The sequence below is a fragment of the Streptomyces sp. C10-9-1 genome, from assembly GCF_024497955.1.
Classification (GTDB): domain Bacteria; phylum Actinomycetota; class Actinomycetes; order Streptomycetales; family Streptomycetaceae; genus Streptomyces; species Streptomyces sanyensis.
In genome coordinates this window covers 96,888-117,479 of sequence record NZ_JANHKP010000007.1, presented here as the reverse complement: position 1 = coordinate 117,479, position 20,592 = coordinate 96,888, and the positions used below count along the sequence as shown (strand labels likewise).

Below are 20,592 nucleotides of genomic sequence, written 5' to 3'. Positions count from 1 at the left end.
TGCCGGGGTGTTTCGGGAGTCCGCCCGGCGTGCGTGTGCCGCGGGCGCGCCGGAGCGGGCCGGAGGCGGAAGAGGGAGGCGGCAGGGCCCGCGCCGGGCGCGGAGGCCGTATACGAAGGGCCGCGCCGACCGGCCCGGACGCGTCCTCGCGGAGCTTCCGGATCGGTCCGGAAAGCGCCCCCCTGCAAGGGACTTGCAGGGGAAGCGGGGCTCTTGCGGCCGACCCGGCGACCGGACGGCGGCGGCCGCCGCCCGGCACCGGGACGGGGGAGGCGGCCGGTGCGGGGCCCGGCGCCTACCGGGCGCCGGCCTCCGGCGAGGGTCCGGCGCCTACCAGGCGAAGGCCTCCGGCGAGGGGCCCGGGCCGGGGAAGATCTCGTCCAGGGACGCCAGCAGCTCCTCGCCCAGGTCGAGTTCGACCGCGCGCAGGGCCGAGTCCAGCTGCTCCCCGGTCCGCGGGCCGATGATCGGGCCCGTGACGCCCGGACGGGTCAGCAGCCACGCGAGGGCCACCTGGCCCGGCTCCAGGCCGTGCTTGCCGAGGAGGTCCTCGTAGGCCTCGATCCGTCCGCGCAGGGCGGTGTCGGCCAGCGCCTCCGCCGCCCGCCCGCCACCGGAGCGGGGCCCGGCACCGCCCTCGCGCTCCCTGCGGATCACCCCGCCGAGCAGCCCGCCGTGCAGCGGCGACCAGGGGATCACGCCCAGGCCGTAGTCGCGGGCGGCGGGAACCACCTCCATCTCCGCCCGCCGCTCGACCAGGTTGTACAGGCACTGCTCGCTGACCAGCCCGACCATCCCGCGCCGGGCGGCGGCCTCGTTCGCCTGGGCGATCTTGTAGCCGGGGAAGTTGCTGGAGCCCGCGTAGAGGACCTTGCCCTGGCGGATCAGCACGTCCACCGCCTGCCAGATCTCCTCGAACGGGGTGTCCCGGTCGACGTGGTGGAACTGGTAGAGGTCGATGTAGTCCGTGTTCAGCCGCCGGAGGCTGGCCCCGACCGCGCGGCGGATGTTGACCGCGGAGAGCTTGTCGTGGTTGGGCCAGGTCCCGCCGGAGCGGTCCATCGAGCCGTAGACCTTGGTGGCGAGGACCACCTTGTCCCGCCGCCGGGTGTCGCCCGCGAACCAGGAGCCGATGATCTCCTCCGTGCGGCCCTTGCTCTCGCCCCATCCGTACACGTTGGCGGTGTCCACGAAGTTCACGCCCGCGTCCAGCGCCGCGTCCATGATCGCGTGGCTGTCGGCCTCGTCGGTCTGGGGCCCGAAGTTCATCGTGCCGAGGACGAGGCGGCTGACCTTGAGTCCGGTGCGTCCTAGCTGTGTGTACTCCATGGGTCCCAAGCCAACGCCTTCGAGCACGCTCCGGGCAAGGGCGGCACGGGGTTCCCGTCCGCCGGGGCGACGCAGGGGGCCGGACGGCCCCGGACCCCGGCGGACGCGCGCCCGGCGGCCCCTACGCCTGCGCGTAGACGGCCGCCGCGAACTCCGCGATCTGGGCGTCGCTGAGGTTCCTGGCCAGGTTCGCCTCGGTGATCATGCCGACCAGCCGGTGCCCGCCGTTCACGTCGATCACCGGCAGGCGCTTGACGTGGTGCTCCTCCATGATCCGCAGGACCTCGGAGGCGCTCGCCCCGGTGTCCGTCCAGTGCAGCTCGCCCGCCAGGGTCCCGGCCTGGACGGTCGCCGGGTCCACGCCCTCGGCGCAGCAGGTGACGACGATGTCCCGGTCGGTCACCATGCCGGTCAGCCGGTTGTTGTCGCCGCAGATCGGCAGCGCGCCCACCCCGAGGTCCCGCATCATCCGGGCGGCCTCGTGCAGTGACTGGTGCGCGCCCACGCAGGTGGCGGCCTGGGTCATGATGTCCTCGGCCCGCAGCTCCTGTGCCATGGTTCGGCCCCTCTCGGGATCGCGGTCGGTTCCGGACGGTGTACCGGGTGCCCCGCAGCGGCGGTTCGAACCCTCCGGTCCGCGGCGGCCGGGGAGCCGCGGACGGGAATGGGGAAGGGGCGCGTGCGGTTGCCCGGTCATGACCTTCTTCGTCGATGTGACGGTGCGCGGCTACGAGCTGGACACCCAGGGCCACCTCAACCAGGCCGTCTACCTCCAGTACGCGGAGCACGCCCGCTGGGAGCTGCTGCGGGCCGCCGGACTGCCGCAGGAGAAGCTGCTCGCCAGCGGCGTCGGCCCGGTGGCGCTGGAGGTCACCGTGAAGTACGCCCGCGAGCTGCGCGGCGGCGACCGGGTCCGGGTGACCTGCCGTTTCGTCTACGGCGAGGGCAAGACCTTCCGGGTCGAGCAGCAGGTCCTCACCGAGGACGGCACCGTGGCCGCGGAGATCACCGGTGTGGCGGGGATGCTCGATCTGGCGAGCCGCCGGCTGATCGCCGACCCCGCGGCTCACCTCGCGGGGCTCGCCGACCACCCGGAGCTGCTGTCGGGCTGACCCGTACGGCCCGGGGCGTCCCCTTCCCGGGGCCCCTCGCGCCACCGCGGGGCTGGCCGCCTCAGGCGGCCACCTCGTAGGCGCTGCCCAGCCCCCACGCCCGGTGCATGGCGTCGGCGAAGGCGCCCGCGAGCTTGATCTCGCCGCTGGGGCCCGGGTGGGTGCCGTCGTAGGTGTCGGTGCGCAGGTCGTACCCGGCGGGGCGCGAGGCGAGCAGCAGCGGGGAGGCGGGGGAGTCCAGGTCGGCGACGGCCCGCGCGAGCAGGGCGTTGAAGCGCTCGCACTCGGCCGCGAACGGGGCGTCGGTCTCGGCGCGGACGTTGGGGATCACTGGCAGGAGCACCATGCGCACCGCCGGGTTGGCGGCCCGGGCCCGGGCCACGAACTCCCGTACGTTGCCGTCCGTCTGCCCGGCGTCGGTGTAGAAGCCGAGGTCGATCAGGCCGAGCGAGACCAGCAGCACATCGGGGCGGTGCGCGGCGACCACGTCCTGGATGACGGGGGCCATGTGCAGCCAGCCCTCGCCCCACCCCGCCAGGTGCCGGCGGGCCTCGGCCGGGAACGAGGGGTCGGCGTAGCGGGTGGAGACGGGGGCGTTCTCGGCCGTGTCGAAGAGGGTGTCCCTCGGGCCGACGATCTCGTGCGGCTCGTCGAGCGCGGCCAGGTGCTGCCACATCCGGTAGCGCCAGCTGTAGTCGCCGGCGCTCCCGATGGTCATGGAATCGCCGACGAACAGGAAGCGCATGGCCGACATCATCGCCGAACCCGCCGGTAACCCGGCAGTGACCAGCGGTGTGAGGCTGACCACGGCTCCCGGCCTCCCGTCCCGGAAGCGCCGGCCCGTGCCCGGTCGCCCCCGGCGCCCGGGCGGCACGCGGGGGTTCCGCGCCGCGCGCGGGCCCCCGCGCACCCCTGTGCCCCGGCCGGGGGCGCCGCGCTCCCTCACCGAGGTGGCAGTCTTGGGTCATGCGTTCGCTTCCGCTCGCCACCGGTGCCGCCGCCGCGCTGCTCGTGCTGACCGCCGCCGTGCCCGTGGCCGCCGCCGAGGACCCGGGGTTCACCGTCGAGGACCCGAGGATCGTCGAGTCCAGCGGCCTCGCCGCCAGCCGGGCGCACCCCGGGGTCTACTGGACGCACAACGACCAGGACGAGCCCAGGGTGTTCGCGGTCGACTCCCGGACGGGGGAGACCGTGGCGACCGTCACCCTGCGCGGTGTCGGCACGCCGCGGGACATGGAGGCGGTCTCCGTCGGCCCGGACGGCAACGTCTACGTCGGCGACATCGGCGACAACCTCGACGGCAGTTGGGACCACGTCTGGATCTACCGCTTCCCCGAGCCCGGGGAGCTGCGCGACCTGACCGTCACCGCCACGCAGTTCGACGTGCAGTACGCCGACGGGCCGCGCAACGCCGAGGCGCTGATGGTCCATCCGGTGACCGGCCGGGTCTACATCGCCTCGAAGAGAGAGGACGGCGGCGGCCTCTACGAGGGCCCCGAGAAGCTGGCCACCGGCGCCGTGAACGTCTTCCGGCGCATCGGGGAGGTGCCCTGGGTCACCGACGGGGCCTTCTCCCCGGACGGGCGGTTCCTGGTGCTCCGCTCGTACTTCAGCGCCCGCGGCTACCGGTGGACCGACGGGGGCCCCGGCGAGGACTTCCGGATCCGCGCCCCGATCCAGCGGCAGGCCGAGTCCGTCTCCTTCACCCTCGACGGAAAGGCGCTGATGTTCGGGACCGAGGGCGGGCAGAGCCCCGTGGAGCGGGTGCCCTTCGAGGCCCCGGACGCCGAGGAGGGCCGCACGGGCGGCGGTTCCGGCTCCTCCGGCGGCGCGGACGCCGCCGGACCGGACGCCGCACCGGAGCCGCAGGGCGGCCCCGTGATCCCCGCGGTGCTCGCCCTCGGCGGCGGAGCGCTGCTGATCCTCGCCATGCGGCGGCGCAAGGGCTGAGGGCCCCGGAACGCGGACCCGCCGGCACGGCACACGGCCCCGGCCGCCCGCCGGCGGGCACCCGGGGCCGTGCGGTGGCCCGTCAGAGCTTGTCGATCACGTAGTCCACGCAGGCGGTGAGCGCCTCGACGTCCGCCGGGTCGATCGCCGGGAACATCGCCACGCGCAGCTGGTTGCGGCCCAGCTTGCGGTAGGGCTCGGTGTCCACCACGCCGTTGGCGCGCAGCGCCTTGGCGACCGCGGCCGCGTCGATCTCGTCCGCGAAGTCGACGGTGCCGATGACCTGCGAGCGCTTGGCCGGGTCGACGACGAACGGCGAGGCGTACTTGGACGCCTCGGCCCAGCCGTACAGGGCACGCGCGGAGGCCGCCGTACGGCCCGTCGACCACTCCAGGCCGCCCTGGCCGTTGATCCACTTCAGCTGCTCGTTCAGCAGGAACAGCGTGGCCAGCGCGGGGGTGTTGTACGTCTGGTTCTTGCGGGAGTTGTCGATCGCCGTCGGCAGGCTGAAGAACTCCGGCACATGGCGGCCGGAGGCGTGGATCCGCTGCGCGCGCTCGATCGCCGCGGGCGAGAACACGCCGATCCACAGACCGCCGTCGGAGGCGAAGGACTTCTGCGGGGCGAAGTAGTAGACGTCCGTCTCGGCGATGTCGACGGGCAGGCCGCCCGCGCCGGAGGTGGCGTCCACCAGGACCAGGGCGCCCTCGTCCGCGCCCTCGACGCGCCGGATCGGGGCGGCGACACCCGTGGAGGTCTCGTTGTGGGTGAGGCCGTAGACGTCGACACCCGCCTCGGCGCGCGGCTCGGGGTGGGTCCCCGGGTCGGAGGAGACGACGGTCGGCTCGGCCAGCCACGGCGCGAGCCTGGCGGCCTTGGCGAACTTGGAGGAGAACTCGCCGAACGTCAGGTGCTGGGACCTGTTCTCGATCAGCCCGTGGGTCGCGATGTCCCAGAACGCGGTGGAGCCGCCGTTGCCCAGGACCACCTCGTAGCCCTCGGGCAGGGAGAACAGCTCGCGTACGCCCTCGCGCACCTCGCCGACCAGGTTCTTGACCGGGGCCTGGCGGTGGGAGGTTCCGAGGAGGGAGGTGCCGGTGGCGGCCAGGGCGTCCAGCGCCTCCGTACGCACCTTGGAGGGGCCCGCGCCGAAACGGCCGTCGGCGGGCTTGATGTCAGCGGGAATCTGGATATCAGCCACGACCCGGAGCGTATCCCCTCCCCGGGGGGCTCCGTGGCCCCGGTCCGGACGCTGAGACGCGGCGCCGAGACGCACCGGAGTCCGCGGGCGCGGCCCCGGCGGCCGTCCGGGGCCCCGCGGGGGGACGCGCGGAACCCCCCGAACGAGGTCGTCCCGGAGCCCGCGTACGAGCGGCGTTCAGACCACGGAGTGCCGCGCCGCCGTGCCGAGGTGCTCCATCAGGGCGATCAGCACGAACTTGCACGACGAGTGGTCGCGGGCGTCGAACTCGACCAGCGGGACGTCCTCGGGCAGGGAGAGCCCGTGGCGGATCTCCTCCTCGGCGCGGAAGGGGCCGCCGAAGTCGTTCACCGCCACGATGAACGGCGTCCCGTGGCGCCGCAGCAGTTCCACCGCGTACCGCGCCTCCCCGACGGCCCGGGTGTCCACCAGCACCACGGCGCCGCAGGCGCCGTCCAGCAGCCGGTCCCACAGGAAGCGGAACCGCTCCTGCCCCGGCGTGCCGAAGAGGTAGAGGACGAGATCGTCACCCAGGGTGATGCGGCCGAAGTCCAGGGCGACCGTCGTCGCGGTCTTGCCCGGTGTACGGGCGGGCGGGACGCCTCCGCTGATCGCCTCCTCCGTGTGCAGGGGGCGGATCTCGCTGACCGACCGCACCATGGTCGTCCGGCCGGTCCCGCAGCCGCCCACCACCGCGATCTTCGCCGCGCCCAGGTGCGCCCCGGTGCGCTTCATCGTTTCTCGGGGGTGCCGGTCATCGAACGGTGCCTTCCGGAGAAGAGGTCGGTTCAGGGCAGGCCGCTGTGGTGAGCTCACGAGTCCGATCAATCGCTGGTCACTATAGGAGAACTGACGATCACTTAGGCAAGAGGCGGGAGTCGGCTTCGCCGCTTCGTTCGTGTCCCGTGACCTTGGGCGCCCGGCCGCTCCCGCGCATCCCGGGCGTCCACTCGCGCACCGGGCGGTCTGCGGGTCAAGCTGAGGCCATGGCGCAGCAGCGAACGGCGGACGGCCCCGACCCCGAGCGCCCGGACGGGCGGACGGGCGGACCACGGCGGGAACGGGGGGCGGGACCCCGCACCGCCCCGGAGGGCGGCCCGGGGCGCCCGGGCGGACAGGCGGGACACACAGGGGGTACGGACGGGCTGGCCCGGGCGCTCAAGCGGGCCGTCCGCGGCGAGGTCGACTTCTCCGCGGCCGCCCGGGCGCTGGCCACCATGGACGCCTCCAACTACCGGCGGGTCCCCGTGGGCGTCGTGGCGCCGCGCGACGCCGAGGACACCGCCGCCGCCCTCGCCGTGTGCCGCGAGGCCGGCGTCCCCGTGGTGCCGCGCGGCGGCGGCACCTCCATCGCGGGCCAGGCCACCGGGAGAGGCGTCGTCCTGGACCTCACCCGCCACATGAACGGCATCGTCGCCCTCGACCCCGAGACGCGCACGGCCGTCGTCCAGCCCGGCCTGGTGCTGGACCGGCTGCGGGCGGCAGCCGCGCCGCACGGGCTGACCTTCGGCCCCGACCCCTCCACGCACAGCCGCTGCACCCTCGGCGGCATGATCGGCAACAACGCCTGCGGCGCCCACTCCGTCGCCTGGGGCACCACGGCCGACAACGTCCGCGGCCTCGACGTCCTCACCTACCGCGGCGACCGGCTGCGGCTGGGGCAGGACGGGGCCGGCTCCCCCGCCGGGGTGCGGGAGCTGGTCGACGGGCACCTCGCCGCCCTGCGCACCGCCTATCCCCCCGGCCTGCCCCGCCGGATCTCCGGCTACGCCCTCGACGCCCTGCTGCCGGAGCACGGACGGGACACCGCCCGTGCCTACTGCGGCAGCGAGGGCACCCTCGCGGTCCTCACCGAGGCCACCGTCCGGCTGGTCCCCGCCCCCGCCCACCGGGCGCTCGCCGTCCTCGGCTACCCCGACGAGAGCGCCGCCGCCGAGGCGGCCGCGGGGCTGCTGCCGCTCGGGCCGCTCACGGTGGAGGGCATGGCCGAGGACCTCGTCCGCGACCCGGGGGCCCGCTCCGGCCTTCCCCGCGGCGGTGCCTGGCTGTTCGCCGAGACCGGGGGCGACACCCCCGCCGAGGCCCGGGCCGCCGCCGCGGCGCTGGCGTCCGCCGCCGACGCGCTGGAGACGGCCGTCGTCGCCGACCCGGCCGGACAGCGCGCCCTGTGGCGCGTCCGCGAGGACGCCGCGGGCACCGCCACCCGCATGGCCGACGGCACCGAGGCGTGGCCGGGCTGGGAGGACTGCGCCGTGCCCCCGGCCCGTCTCGGCGCCTATCTGCGCGACTTCCGGGCACTGCTCGCCCGGCACGGGCTGCGCGGCACGCCCTACGGGCACTTCGGCGACGGCTGCATCCACGTCCGGATCGACTTCGACCTCACCGGGCCGTCCGGCGTCGCGGCCTTCCGCCGGTTCTCCGAGGACGCTGCCGACCTGGTCGTCGCCCACGGCGGATCGCTGTCGGGGGAGCACGGCGACGGACTGGCCCGGGCCGAGCTGCTGCCCCGGATGTACGGGGAGGAACTCGTCGCCCTGTTCGGCCGCTTCAAGGACCTGTGGGACCCGGACGGCGGCCTCAACCCCGGCGTCCTCGCCCGGCCCGCGCCCCTCGACGCCGACCTCCGCCTCGCCGTGCTGCCCCGGCGCCCGGTGGACACCGCCTACGCCTACCCGCACGACGGAGGCGACTTCGGGCGGGCCGTCGGCCGCTGCGTCGGCGTGGCCAAGTGCCGTGCGGACGGCCCGGGTACGGGGGCGGAGGTGATGTGCCCGTCCTACCGGGCCACCGGCGAGGAGCGCCACTCCACCCGCGGCCGCGCCCGGCTGCTGCACGAGATGCTGGCCGGGGAGGTGGTCACCGACGGATGGCGCTCCGCCGAGGTGCGCGAGGCGCTGGACCTCTGCCTCTCCTGCAAGGGCTGCCGCAGCGACTGCCCGGTCTCCGTCGACATGGCCGCCTACAAGGCAGAGTTCCTGCACCACCACTACGCGGGCCGGCTCCGCCCCGCCTCCCACTACGTCCTGGGCCGCCTCCCCGGGTGGCTGCGCCTGGCCACCCCGGCGGCCCCGCTGCTCAACGCGCTCGCGGGCGCCGGGCCGCTCGCCTCGCTCGCCAAACGGGCCGCGGGCATCGCGCCCGAGCGGACGCTGCCCCGCCTCGCCCGGCGCCCCTTCACCGCCGGGGCGCGGGAGCGGCTGCGCGGCCGTGCGGCGGTCCTCGACGCCGGGCGCACCGCGGTGCTCTGGCCGGACACCTTCACCGAGCGGCTCTCCCCGCAGGTCGGCACCGCCGCGCTGGAGGTGCTCGGGGCGGCCGGGGTCGGCGCGGTGCTCCCGCCCGGGCGGGTCTGCTGCGGGCTGACCTACGTCTCCACGGGGCAGCTGGACCGGGCCCGTGCCGTCATGCGGCGCACCCTGGACACCATGGAACCGCTGCTCGACCTGGGGGCCGTGGTCACCGTGCTGGAGCCGAGCTGCGCCGCGGCCCTGCGCACGGACCTTCCGGAGCTGCTGGACGGCGACCCCCGGGCCGCCCGCCTCGCGGAGCGGGTGCGCACCTTCGCGGGGACCCTCCGGGAGTGCGCCCCGGCCTGGCGCCCGCCCCGGCTGGACCGCCCCGTCGCGGGGCAGACGCACTGCCACCAGCACGCGGTGCTCGGCGACGGGGCGGAGCGCGACCTGCTGCGGATGGCCGGCCTGGAGGGGGAGTTGAGCGGCGGCTGCTGCGGCCTCGCGGGCAACTTCGGCTTCGAGCGGGGCCACTACGAGGTCTCCGCCGCCTGCGCGGAGGACCGGCTGCTGCCCGCGGTCCGGGCCGCCCCCGCGGACGCCGTCCTCCTGGCGGACGGCTACTCCTGCCGCACCCAGCTGGCGCAGCTGGGCGGCCACCGCGCCCGCCACCTGGCGGAGGTGCTGGCGGCAGCCCTGCCGCCGGGCGGGGGAGGCGGGGGCTGACACGCCTGAGGCGCCCTCCACCCGCGGCCGCGACCGGTCCCGGGAGGCCGCGCTGCCGCCGCCCGCGGCCCCCGGGAAGGCGGTGTGGCCGAGGACTCCCGGTGGGGCGTACAACCATCGGGGCGGCCGGCGGGTCCTGTGCGCGTAAGAACGTTTTCCAGGGGGTTTCTGACTGTGAAGTTGTCCCGGATCGCCGCGGTGGTCACCACCGCGGCCCTGGCTCCTGCCATCCTCATCGCCTCGCCGGCCGTCGCCGCGGGCGAGGAGGCCGCGAACGGCACTCCGACGGCTCCGACCGCACCCGACCAGGCGGCGAGCGACGAGGCCGGCCAGGACCAGATCGGCAAGGACCAGGCCGAGCAGGACCGCAAGACCATCCTCGCGATCATCGCCGACCCGATGGCCAGCAGGTACATGAAGGAGGCCGGCCACCAGGCCATCGCCGACGGCCCCGCCGCCATGCGCGCGTTCATCGAGACGGACCAGCACCGGATCCGCCTCGACGACTACCGGGTCCTGGTCACCCGCCTCGTGAACGGGGCGGGCCCGGCCCTGAGGAAGGGGGTGAACGAGCTCCTCGACAACCGCCAGGCCACCCTGGAGGAGCTGCGCCACTTCCACGAGGTCACCCAGCACCAGCTGCGCGACCAGGACAACCGCGTCGAGATCACCCGGCTGATCTCCACCGGCGGCCCCGGTGTGAAGGAAGCGGGCGGGAAGGCCCTCCTCGGCACTCCCGCCGACCGCACCGCCTTCCTGGAGACGGGGCGGTACCTCGCGCAGGCCTCCGACGACCGGGCCGAGCTCGCCCGCATCGACGAGGCCTGGGACGGTCCCCTGCTGAGCGGGGCGATCGGCAGGCTGCTCAAGGGATCCCCGACCCCGGCCGAGCTGCGCCACTTCCTCGAAGTGACCCAGTACGAGCTGCGCGACCAGGACAACCGCGCCGAGATCGCGCGGATCGTCGAGGGCGGGGGACCGGAGCTGGCCGGGGCAGGCCGTGCCGCGCTGGCGGGCACCGCCGCCGACCGCACCGCGTTCCTGGAGAAGGGGCAGCACGTGGCGCGCGCGAAGGACACGAAGGCCCAGCGGGAGAAGGACGAGAAGGCCCGGCAGGAGAAGGACGCGTCCGAGGGCGGGCAGGTGAGGAACGAGGACCGGCAGGAGCAGAAGAGCCCCGCCACCGGCCCGGGCACCGGCGCCACCCCCGGCACGGGTTCCGGCACCGTCGCACCCCAGGGTGGCAGCGGTTCCCTCGCCGCCACCGGCGCGGGCGACTCCGCCGCGGTCGCGGGCGCCGCGGGTACCGCGCTGGTGGCCGGCGCGGGCCTTCTGCTCGCCGCGCGGATGCGCCGGTCCGCCTCCCGGGGCTGACCGGCCCGCCCACCGGCCGCCGGGGGCGGGTCGCGTCCGCCGCGGCCCGCCCCCGCGTCGTGCGGCTCAGCCCCGTGCGGTCACGCGGCGGGCCAGGGCGACCAGCTCGTGGACGGCCGGGTGCGGGGCCGAGGCGCGCCAGGCGAGGAGCACCGGCACCGGGGGAGCGTCCACCAGCGGCCGGTAGGCCACACCGGGGTTGGGGTGGATCTCGGCGGTGGACGCGGCCGAGACTCCCACCCCGCTCCCGGCGGCGATCCCGGCGAGCCAGTCGTCGGTGTTGCGCACCGTCAGCGTCCGGGCGGGGCGGATCCCGGCGGGCCACAGGTCGAGCCGGGTCAGGCCGGAGACCACGTTGAGCAGCACGGGCCGGGAGGCGAGGTCGGCCAGCGTCAGCGCGGCCCGCTCGGCGAGCGGGTCGTCCGCGGTGACCGCGGCCACCCGGGCCTCGGTGAACAGCAGCGCGGTCGCGAGGCCCGGCGCTTCCACCTCGCCCCGCAGCACCGCGGCGTCCACCAGCCCGCGCGTCAGGCCCGCGGTGCGGTCGTCGACGCGCAGCAGCTCGATCGGGGTGTCCGGATGCTCCCGCGCCCAGCTGCGCAGCAGCGGGGTGGTGCGGGCGCCCAGCGCCGACCAGGAGTGGCCCAGCCTCAGCGGCGGGCGCAGCAGACGCCCCGCGTCGAGGGCCTCGCCGAAGGCCGCGACCGCGGCGGCCGCCTTCTCGCGGAAGGCGCGGCCCGCGGCGGTGAGCGCCAGATGGTGTGTGGAGCGGTCCACCAGGCGCACGCCCAGGGAGCGTTCCAGCGCGGCGAGCGAACGCGAGACGCTCGGCTGGGTGACGTTCAGCCGCGCGGCGGCCGCCGTCACGCTTCCCTCCTCCGCGATGGCGAGGAAGCAGCGCAGATGACGCAGCTCGATGCTCATACGTCCCGAGCATAAGCACAGCGAGACAGGCATTTCACGTGGGCCTCCCGGATCCGTAGCGTGGAAGGGCCCGCCGCGTCCGGCGGGCAGGGACGGAAGGGTCGCACGAGGTGAGGGACGAGTCGCAGACCGCCACGGGCGGTGCCGGGGCCGGAGTTGCGGGAGGGGGCGTCGCTCCGGCGGGTGCCGCCGTGGCGCTGCCGGAGGCCGCCGGCCCGCTGGCCTCGGCACCGGAGCGCGGGCGGCGGTCCGGGGACCGCCTCGGACCCGTCGCGCTGGTCGTCTCGGGAGCCCTGTCGGTGCAGTTCGGAGCGGCGATCGCGGTCATGCTGATGCCCCGCACGGGCCCGCTCGGGGTCGTCACCCTGCGGCTGGTGCTGGCCGCCCTGGTGCTGCTCGCCGTGTGCCGGCCGCGGCTGCGCGGGTACGGGCGCGAGGACTGGGGCACGGTGGTCGCCTTCGGCACGGCCATGGGCGCGATGAACATCCTCTTCTACCAGGCCGTCGACCGGATCCCGCTGGGTGCCGCGGTCACCCTGGAGGTGCTCGGCCCGCTGGCGATGTCGGTGATCGTCTCCCGGCGGCTGGTGAACCTCGTGTGGGCGGGGCTGGCACTCGGCGGCGTGTTCCTGCTCAGCGGCGGCGGCTTCGACCGGCTCGACCCCGTGGGGGCGCTGTTCGCCCTGGCCGCGGGTGCCATGTGGGCGGCGTACATCGTCTTCAGCGCCCGGACCGGGCGGCGCTTTCCGCAGGCGGACGGGCTGGCGCTGGCCATGGCCTTCGCCGCGCTGATCAGCCTCCCGCTGGGAGTCTGGGAGGCCGGGTCGACGCTGCTGGTGCCCTCCACCCTCGGGCTGGGGCTCGCCGTGGCGCTGATGTCCTCCGTGCTGCCCTACACCCTGGAGCTGCTGGCCCTGCGGCGCCTCCCGGCGGCGACCTTCGCCGTGCTCATGAGCCTGGAGCCGGCGATCGCGGCGACCGCGGGGTTCCTGGTGCTGCACCAGGCGCTGTCCGCCGCCGACGCGGCGGCGATCGCGCTGGTGGTCGCGGCGAGCATGGGGGCGGTCCGCACCCAGAGCGCGCCGGGCGGGCCTCCGCACCGGGCCCGTACCCGGCGGCGTGCGCTGCGGTCGCGGGCACGCGGGGGCGGGTAGGCGCCCCGGGCAGGGGGTGGCGGGGAGTCGGCGGCGAGGCCCGGCGCGCCGGGGCCGGGATCCTCGGTCGGCCTCCGCCCCGCCCCGCCCCGGGCCGTCCCCCGGCCCGCACCCCGAGCCGGCCCCGCCGCGCCCCTCGGGCGAGCGCACCGCCCTGGCCGAAAATCAAGCAAGCATGCTTGCTTGTTTTCCTTCGTGCTGCCATGCTCCTGCGCACACCCCGACGTGACCCGCCGCCGTGCCCCCGAGGGAGCGCAACGTGTCCGAACCGGCCGCCGTACTCGACGACCTGCACAGCGAGAGCGAGGAACTCGACCGCCTGGTGGCGTCGCTGGAGCCCGCGCGCTGGGCCGAGCCGACCCCCGCCGCGGGCTGGACGATCGCCCACCAGATCGCCCACCTCGCCTGGACCGACCGTGCCGCCCACCTCGCCGCCACCGACGCCGCCGGCTTCGCCGCCGAGGTCGAGAAGGCGCTCGCCGCCCCCGGGAGCTTCGTCGACGACGGGGCCGCCGAAGGCGCCGCCCTGCCGCCCGGAGAGCTGCTCGCCGACTGGCGCCTGGGCCGTGAGCGCCTGCTCCGCGCGCTGCGCGAGGCCCCCGCGGGTGCGCGCTTCCCCTGGTACGGCCCGCCGATGAGCGCCGCGTCGATGGCCACCGCCCGCCTGATGGAGACCTGGGCGCACGGACAGGACGTGGCCGACGCGCTCGGCGTCCACCGGCCGCCCACCCCGCGCCTCGCCCAGATCGCCCGGATCGGCGTGCGCACCCGGGACTTCGCGTTCGGGGTACGCGGGCTGACGCCCCCCACCGAGCCCTTCCGGGTGGAACTGCACGGCCCGGACGGTACGACGACGGCCTTCGGCCCCGAGGACGCCCCGCAGCGGGTGACCGGCCCGCTCCTGGACTTCGCCCTGCTGGTCACCCAGCGCGCCCACCCCGAGGACCTCGGCCTGCGGGCCGAGGGCGCGGACGCCCGGCAGTGGCTGCGCATCGCCCAGGCGTTCGCCGGGCCCCCCGGACCGGGCCGCGCCCCCGGTACCCGCCCCCGGGGCGCCGCCCCCGCCGCCGGACCCGGGACGGCCGGGGCATGAGCGGGCGGACGGCGGACGGCCCGGGCACGGACCGCCGGGCCACGGGCGCCCCCACCCCGGGCGGCACCGGCCGCCCCCTGCGCATCGGGAACGCCTCCGGCTTCTACGGCGACCGCTTCCAGGCCGTCCGGGAGATGCTCACCGGCGGCCCGCTCGACGTCCTCACCGGCGACTACCTCGCCGAACTCACCCTCCTCATCCTCGGCCGCGACCGCCTGAAGGACCCCGGCCTCGGCTACGCCAGGACCTTCCTGCGCCAGCTGGAGGACACCCTCGGCCTCGCCCGCGAGCGCGGGGTGCGGATCGTCGTCAACGCCGGGGGCCTCAACCCCGCCGGACTCGCCGGCGCCGTCCGTGCCCTCGCCGACCGGGCCGGCGTCCCCACCGCCGTCGCCCACGTGGAGGGCGACGACCTCGCCGCCCGCTTCCCCGGTGCGCTCACCGCCAACGCCTACCTCGGCGGAGCCGGCATCACCGCCTGCCTGAGCGCCGGCGCGGACGTCGTGGTGACCGGCCGCGTCACCGACGCGGCCCTGGTCACCGGCCCCGCCGCCTGGTGGTTCGGCTGGGGCCCCGAGTCCTACGACGAACTGGCCGGCGCGGTGGTCGCCGGGCACGTGCTGGAGTGCGGCACCCAGGCCACCGGCGGCAACTACTCCTTCTTCGCGGAGGCCGACGGCGGGCGCGCCGTGCTCCGGCCCGGCTTCCCGGTCGCCGAGGTCCACGCCGACGGCAGCAGCGTGATCACCAAGCACCCGGGCACCGGCGGCTTCGTCGACACCGGCACCGTCACCGCCCAGCTGCTCTACGAGACGGCCGGTGCCCGCTACCCCGGACCGGACGCCACCGCCCGGCTCGACACCGTGCGCCTGGCACCCGACGGCCCCGACCGGGTGCGGATCTCCGGCGTGCGCGGCGAGGCCCCGCCGCCGGCGCTCAAGGTCGGCCTGAACCGGCTCGGCGGGTGGCGCAACGAGGTGGTCTTCGTCCTCACCGGCCTCGACATCGACGCCAAGGCGGCCCTGGTGCGCGAACAGCTCATGGACGCCCTCGGCGCCGACCGGCCGGCCGAGGTCCGATGGGAACTGGCCCGCACCGAGCACGAGGACGCCGACACCGAGGAGCGCGCCGCCGCCTATCTGCGCCTGGTGGTGCGCGACCCGGACGCCGAGAAGGTCGGCCGGGCCGTCAGCGGCGCCGCGATCGAGCTGGCCCTGGGCAGCTACCCCGGCTTCCACGTCACCGCCCCGCCCGGCAAGGGCACCCCCTACGGCGTGTTCGAGGCCGCGTACGTGGACGCGACCGAGGTGGCCCACACGGCCGTCCTGCCCGGCGGGGCCAAGGCCCTCGTCCCGCCGCCCGCCTGGACCCGGCCCCTCGCGCCCGTGCCGGAACCCGCCCTGCCCGAGCCGCTGCCGCCGGGCCCGACGCGCCGCGCCCCCCTCGGCCGGGTCGTCGGCGCGCGGAGCGGCGACAAGGGAGGCGACGCCAACATCGGCGTCTGGGCCCGCACCGAGGACGCCTGGCGCTGGCTGGCCCGCGAACTCACCGTGGACCGGCTGCGCGACCTGCTCCCCGAGACCGCCGCCCTCCCCGTGGAGCGGCACGTGCTGCCGGGACTGCGGGCCCTGAACTTCACCGTCACCGGGATCCTCGGCGAAGGCGTCGCCGCCCAGGCCCGGTTCGACCCCCAGGCCAAGGCGCTCGGCGAATGGCTGCGCGCCCGCTACGCCGACCTTCCGGAGGCCCTGCTGTGACCGTCCTCGGTACGGCCGTCGACCCGACGAGCCCGGAACACTCCGCCCGCCGGGCCGCGATGCTGGCCAGACTGACCGACCTGGACGCCGAGCACGCCGGGGCCCTCGCGGGCGGCGGCCCGAAGTACGTCGCGAGGCACCGGGCCCGGGGCAAGCTGCTGGCCCGGGAGCGGATCGAGCTGCTGGTCGACCCCGACAGCCCCTTCCTGGAGCTGTCGCCGCTCGCCGGCTGGGGCAGCGACTACCCCGTCGGGGCGTCCGTGGTCACCGGGATCGGCGTGGTCGAGGGCGTGGAGTGCCTGATCACCGCCAACGACCCCACCGTGCGCGGCGGGGCGTCCAACCCCTGGACGCTGAAGAAGATCCTGCGCGCCAACGAGATCGCCTCCGCCAACCGCCTGCCGGTGGTCTCCCTCGTCGAGTCCGGCGGCGCGGACCTGCCCTCCCAGAAGGAGATCTTCATCCCCGGCGGTGCGCTCTTCCGGGACCTGACCCGGCTGTCGGCCGCCGGCATCCCCACCGTCGCCGTGGTGTTCGGCAACTCCACCGCGGGCGGCGCCTATGTGCCGGGGATGTCCGACCACACCGTGATGATCAAGGAGCGGTCGAAGGTCTTCCTGGGCGGTCCGCCGCTGGTCCGGATGGCCACCGGGGAGGTCAGCGACGACGAGTCCCTCGGCGGCGCCGAGATGCACGCCCGCACCTCCGGCCTCGCCGACCACTACGCCGTCGACGAGCAGGACGCGCTGCGCCAGGCCCGCCGCATCGTCGCCCGCCTCAACCACCGCAAGGCGCACCCCGATCCGCCCGCCGCCGAGCCCCCGAGGTACCCGGGCGAGGAACTGCTCGGGATCGTCCCCGAGGACCTCAGGACCCCCTTCGACCCCCGCGAGGTGATCGCACGGCTCGTCGACGCCTCCGACTTCGACGAGTTCAAGCCCCTGTACGGGACCAGCCTGGTGACCGGGTGGGCGCGGCTGCACGGCTACCCGGTGGGCGTCCTCGCCAACGCCCGCGGCGTGCTGTTCTCCGCGGAGTCGCAGAAGGCCGCCCAGTTCATCCAGCTCGCCGACCGGCGCGACATCCCCCTGCTGTTCCTGCACAACACCACCGGCTACATGGTCGGCAGCCAGTACGAGCAGGGCGGCATCATCAAGCACGGCGCCATGATGATCAACGCCGTCTCCAACGCGAAGGTGCCCCGACTGTCCGTCCTGATGGGCTCCTCCTACGGCGCCGGGCACTACGGCATGTGCGGCCGCGCCTACGACCCGAGGTTCCTCTTCGCCTGGCCCAGTGCCAAGTCGGCGGTGATGGGCCCCCAGCAGCTGGCCGGAGTCCTGTCGATCGTCGCGCGGGCCTCCGCCGAGGCCAAGGGGACCCCCTACGACGAGGAGGCCGACGCCGGGCTGCGGGCCGTGGTCGAGGCGCAGATCGAGGCCGAGTCCCTGCCCGCCTTCCTGTCCGGGCGGCTGTACGACGACGGGGTGATCGACCCGCGCGACACCCGCACGATCCTCGGCCTGTGCCTGTCCGCGATCCACACCGCTCCAGTCGAGGGCGCCCGCGGCGGCTTCGGCGTCTTCCGGATGTGAGGCCCATGATCACCACCGTCCTCGTCGCCAACCGCGGCGAGATCGCCTGCCGGGTCTTCCGGACCTGCCGGACCCGGGGGATGGCCACCGTCGCCGTCCACTCGGACGCCGACGCCGGGGCCCTGCACGTCCGGGAGGCGGACGCGGCCGTCCGCCTGCCCGGCTCCACCCCCGCGGAGACCTACCTGCGCGGCGACGCCATCGTGAAGGCCGCGCTCGCCGCGGGTGCGGACGCCGTCCACCCCGGGTACGGGTTCCTCTCCGAGAACGCGGGCTTCGCCCGGGCCGTCGAGGACGCGGGCCTGGTCTGGATCGGCCCGCCACCCGGCGCGATCGAGGCCATGGCCTCCAAGACCCGGGCCAAGGAGCTGATGGGGGTCACCCCGCTGACCGAGGTCACCGAGGACGACCTGCCCGTGCTGGTGAAGGCCGCCGCGGGCGGCGGCGGACGCGGCATGCGGGTGGTGCGCGCCCTCGCCGAACTGCCCGGCGCCCTGGCGGCCGCCCGCGCGGAGGCCGCGTCCGCCTTCGGCGACGGGGAGGTCTTCACCGAGCCGTACGTGGAGGACGGCCGCCATGTCGAGGTGCAGGTGCTGGCCGACGCCCACGGCACGGTCTGGGTCCTCGGCACCCGCGACTGCTCCCTCCAGCGGCGGCACCAGAAGGTGGTGGAGGAGTGCCCGGCGCCGGGCCTGGACCCGGGTCTCACCGCCTCGCTCCACGCCTCCGCGGTGGCCGCCGCCCGGGCCGTGGACTACCGGGGCGCCGGTACGGTCGAGTTCCTCGTGGGCGCGGACGGGCGGGCGCACTTCCTGGAGATGAACACCCGCCTCCAGGTCGAGCACCCCGTCACCGAGGCCGTGTTCGGCGTGGACCTGGTCGCCCTCCAACTGGACGTGGCCGCGGGCAGGGCCCTCCCGCCCGAGCCCCCGGCCCCGCGCGGCCACGCGGTCGAGGCCCGCCTCTACGCCGAGGACCCCGCCGCCGGGTGGGCCCCGCAGACGGGCGTGCTCCACGCGCTGGACGTCCCCGACGCACCCCGGGCACCCGGAACGGACGGGGGCGGGCCGTCCGGGATCCGCGTCGACACCGGCTACACCGCGGGCGACACCATCGGTGTCCACTACGACCCGATGATCGCCAAGGTGGTGGCCTGGGCACCCACCCGCGACGAGGCGGTGCGGCGCCTCGCCCACGCCCTGGAGCGGGCCCGCGTCCACGGTCCGGTCACCAACCGCGAGCTGCTCGTCCGCTCCCTGCGGCACCCCGGCTTCACCGACCCCGACCGGCTGGGCACCGGTTTCTACGAGCGCCACCTGGACCGGCTCACGGAGCCCGGCGCCGGTGCCGGGCTCGCCGCCGTCGCCGCCGCCCTCGCGGGGGCGGCCGCCCGGGCCGGGCGCTTCGGCGGAGCCTGGCGCAACCTGCCCTCCCAGCCGCAGAGCGCGACGTTCACCGCCCAGGGCGACCCGGACACCGCGCACGAGGTCCGCTACCGCCCCCTGCGCGACGGCGGCTTCGCCCTGGAGGACCGGCCCGGGGTGAAGGTCCTGGCCGCCGCACCCGACCGGGTCCGCCTGGAGGCCGAGGGCATCGCCCGGGAGCTTGCCGTCACCTCCTACGGCGACGGCCGCGTCCACGTCGACGGCCCGCTCGGGCACCACGCGCTCCTCCCGCACCCCCGCTTCACCGACCCCGCCCTGCGCGTCGAGCCCGGCTCGCTGCTCGCCCCCATGCCCGGCACCGTGGTCCGCCTGGGCGAGGGAGTCGAGGAAGGAGCGCAGGTCGCCGAGGGGCAGCCCCTCGTCTGGCTGGAGGCCATGAAGATGGAGCACCGCATCGACGCTCCCGCCTCCGGCACGCTCACCGCACTGCACGCCCGCCCCGGCCGCCAGGTCGAGGTCGGCACCCTGCTCGCCGTCGTGCACGACGTCCCCTCGAACGTCCCGCCAGCACAGGAGGCATCCGGATCATGAGCCCCGCCACGAGCACCACGGAGAGCCAGGAGCACCGCGACCTGCGCGCCGCCGTCTCCGCCCTCGCCCACCGCCACGGTCCCGGCTACGACCGCGCCGCCCTGTGGGCGGAGGCGGGCAAGCTCGGCTACCTCGGCGTCAACCTGCCCGAGGAGTACGGCGGCGGGGGCGGCGGCATCAGCGAGCTCTCCCTCGTCCTGGAGGAGTCCGGGGCCGCGGGCTGCCCGCTGCTGATGATGATCGTCTCGCCCGCGATCTGCGCCACCGTCATCGCCCGCTTCGGCACCGACGAGCAGAAGCGCACCTGGCTGCCCGGGCTCGCCGACGGCTCTCTCACCATGGCCTTCGGCATCACCGAGCCCGACGCGGGCTCCAACTCCCACCGGATCACCACCACCGCCCGCCGCGACGGCGGCGACTGGGTGCTCACCGGCCGGAAGGTCTTCGTCTCCGGGGTCGACATCGCCGACGCCACCCTGATCGTGGGCCGCACCGAGGACGCCCGCACCGGCCGGCTCAAGCCCTGCCTGTTCATCGTGGAGCGCGACGCCGAGGGCTTCGGGCGCACCGCCATCGACATGGAACTCCAGGCACAGGAGAAGCAGTTCGAACTCGTCCTGGACGACGTCCGGCTGCCCGCCGGGGCGCTGGTCGGCGAGGAGGACGCCGGACTGCTCCAGCTCTTCGCCGGCCTCAACCCCGAACGCATCATGACGGCCGCCTTCGCCATCGGCATGGGGCGCCACGCGCTCTCCCGCGCCGTGGCGTACGCCAAGGAGCGCCGGGTGTGGAAGGACCCCATCGGCGCCCACCAGGCGATCGCCCACCCCCTCGCCCAGGCGCACATCGAACTGGAGCTGGCCCGGCTGATGATGCAGAAGGCCGCCGCGCTGTACGACGCGGGCGACGACGCCGGGGCGGGCGAGGCGGCCAACATGGCCAAGTACGCGGCGGGCGAGGCGTGCGTCCGGGCCGTCGACCAGGCCGTGCACACCCTCGGCGGCAACGGGCTCACCCGGGAGTACGGGCTGGCGAAGCTGATCGCCGCCTCCCGCGTCGCCAGGATCGCGCCGGTCAGCCGCGAGATGATCCTCAACTACGTCTCCCACCAGTCCCTGGGTCTCCCCAAGTCCTACTGAGAGCCGTCATCCTGGCCGTCCACAACCGCAGG

The 20,592-nt window shown here is 75.7% G+C and carries 16 protein-coding genes; 10 read left to right on the top strand and 6 right to left on the bottom strand.

Going from position 1 to position 20,592, the window contains the following annotated elements:
• Positions 1-330: 330 nt before the first annotated feature.
• Together NPS70_RS11755 and NPS70_RS11750 are read right to left on the bottom strand one after the other, a co-directional pair.
• A complete protein-coding gene (locus NPS70_RS11755; RefSeq protein ID WP_256524108.1) occupies positions 331-1,329 on the bottom strand; it encodes an aldo/keto reductase in 999 nt (332 codons plus the stop codon).
• A gap of 121 nt (positions 1,330-1,450) precedes the next feature.
• Complete coding sequence (locus NPS70_RS11750; protein ID WP_256524107.1) at positions 1,451-1,885, bottom strand: CBS domain-containing protein; 435 nt, start codon at positions 1,883-1,885, stop codon at positions 1,451-1,453.
• 139 nt (positions 1,886-2,024) lie between these two features.
• Between NPS70_RS11750 and NPS70_RS11745 the strand changes: the two genes are divergently transcribed.
• On the top strand, positions 2,025-2,441 hold the full coding sequence (locus NPS70_RS11745; RefSeq protein WP_256524106.1) for a thioesterase family protein: 417 nt from the start codon (positions 2,025-2,027) through the stop codon (positions 2,439-2,441).
• A gap of 61 nt (positions 2,442-2,502) precedes the next feature.
• Here NPS70_RS11745 and NPS70_RS11740 read toward each other — a convergent pair whose 3' ends face one another.
• Entirely contained in the window at positions 2,503-3,186 is a 684-nt protein-coding gene (locus NPS70_RS11740) for a GDSL-type esterase/lipase family protein (RefSeq protein ID WP_374211986.1), read from the bottom strand.
• A gap of 221 nt (positions 3,187-3,407) precedes the next feature.
• On the opposite strand from NPS70_RS11740, the gene NPS70_RS11735 reads away from it, so the two are divergent.
• Positions 3,408-4,391 (top strand): esterase-like activity of phytase family protein, encoded by a 984-nt coding sequence (locus tag NPS70_RS11735; protein ID WP_256524105.1) that lies wholly within the window; start codon positions 3,408-3,410, stop codon positions 4,389-4,391.
• 82 nt (positions 4,392-4,473) lie between these two features.
• On the opposite strand, the gene serC is transcribed toward NPS70_RS11735, so the two are convergent.
• Together serC and NPS70_RS11725 are read right to left on the bottom strand one after the other, a co-directional pair.
• Positions 4,474-5,592 (bottom strand): phosphoserine transaminase, encoded by a 1,119-nt coding sequence (serC, locus tag NPS70_RS11730; protein ID WP_256524104.1) that lies wholly within the window; start codon positions 5,590-5,592, stop codon positions 4,474-4,476.
• A 177-nt stretch (positions 5,593-5,769) separates the two neighbouring features.
• On the bottom strand, positions 5,770-6,327 hold the full coding sequence (locus NPS70_RS11725; RefSeq protein WP_256524103.1) for an ATP/GTP-binding protein: 558 nt from the start codon (positions 6,325-6,327) through the stop codon (positions 5,770-5,772).
• A gap of 251 nt (positions 6,328-6,578) precedes the next feature.
• Here NPS70_RS11725 and NPS70_RS11720 point away from each other — a divergent pair, with 251 nt between their 5' ends.
• Both NPS70_RS11720 and NPS70_RS11715 read left to right on the top strand, forming a co-directional pair.
• Positions 6,579-9,548 (top strand): FAD-binding and (Fe-S)-binding domain-containing protein, encoded by a 2,970-nt coding sequence (locus tag NPS70_RS11720; RefSeq protein WP_256524102.1) that lies wholly within the window; start codon positions 6,579-6,581, stop codon positions 9,546-9,548.
• 174 nt (positions 9,549-9,722) lie between these two features.
• A complete protein-coding gene (locus NPS70_RS11715; RefSeq protein ID WP_256524101.1) occupies positions 9,723-10,922 on the top strand; it encodes an ALF repeat-containing protein in 1,200 nt (399 codons plus the stop codon).
• Positions 10,923-10,988: 66 nt separating this feature from the next.
• On the opposite strand, the gene NPS70_RS11710 is transcribed toward NPS70_RS11715, so the two are convergent.
• Entirely contained in the window at positions 10,989-11,846 is an 858-nt protein-coding gene (locus tag NPS70_RS11710) for a LysR family transcriptional regulator (RefSeq protein WP_256524100.1), read from the bottom strand.
• A gap of 110 nt (positions 11,847-11,956) precedes the next feature.
• Between NPS70_RS11710 and NPS70_RS11705 the strand changes: the two genes are divergently transcribed.
• The 6 genes from NPS70_RS11705 (at position 11,957) to NPS70_RS11680 (ending at position 20,560) form a co-directional block, all read left to right on the top strand.
• Positions 11,957-13,000, top strand: a complete 1,044-nt coding sequence (locus NPS70_RS11705) for a DMT family transporter (RefSeq protein WP_374211985.1) — start codon at positions 11,957-11,959, stop codon at positions 12,998-13,000.
• A gap of 259 nt (positions 13,001-13,259) precedes the next feature.
• Positions 13,260-14,093, top strand: coding sequence for a TIGR03084 family metal-binding protein (locus NPS70_RS11700; RefSeq protein WP_256524099.1), 834 nt, complete (start codon positions 13,260-13,262; stop codon positions 14,091-14,093).
• Positions 14,090-15,850 (top strand): acyclic terpene utilization AtuA family protein, encoded by a 1,761-nt coding sequence (locus NPS70_RS11695; protein WP_256524098.1) that lies wholly within the window; start codon positions 14,090-14,092, stop codon positions 15,848-15,850. The genes NPS70_RS11700 and NPS70_RS11695 overlap by 4 nt, the downstream gene beginning before the upstream one ends.
• Positions 15,847-17,445, top strand: coding sequence for a carboxyl transferase domain-containing protein (locus tag NPS70_RS11690; RefSeq protein WP_256524097.1), 1,599 nt, complete (start codon positions 15,847-15,849; stop codon positions 17,443-17,445). The genes NPS70_RS11695 and NPS70_RS11690 overlap by 4 nt, the downstream gene beginning before the upstream one ends.
• A 5-nt stretch (positions 17,446-17,450) precedes the next feature.
• Positions 17,451-19,421: a biotin carboxylase N-terminal domain-containing protein gene (locus tag NPS70_RS11685; RefSeq protein WP_256524096.1), complete on the top strand. Its 1,971-nt coding sequence runs from the start codon at positions 17,451-17,453 to the stop codon at positions 19,419-19,421.
• Entirely contained in the window at positions 19,418-20,560 is a 1,143-nt protein-coding gene (locus NPS70_RS11680) for an acyl-CoA dehydrogenase family protein (protein WP_256524095.1), read from the top strand. Before NPS70_RS11685 ends, NPS70_RS11680 begins: the two co-directional genes overlap by 4 nt.
• Positions 20,561-20,592 lie beyond the last annotated feature (32 nt).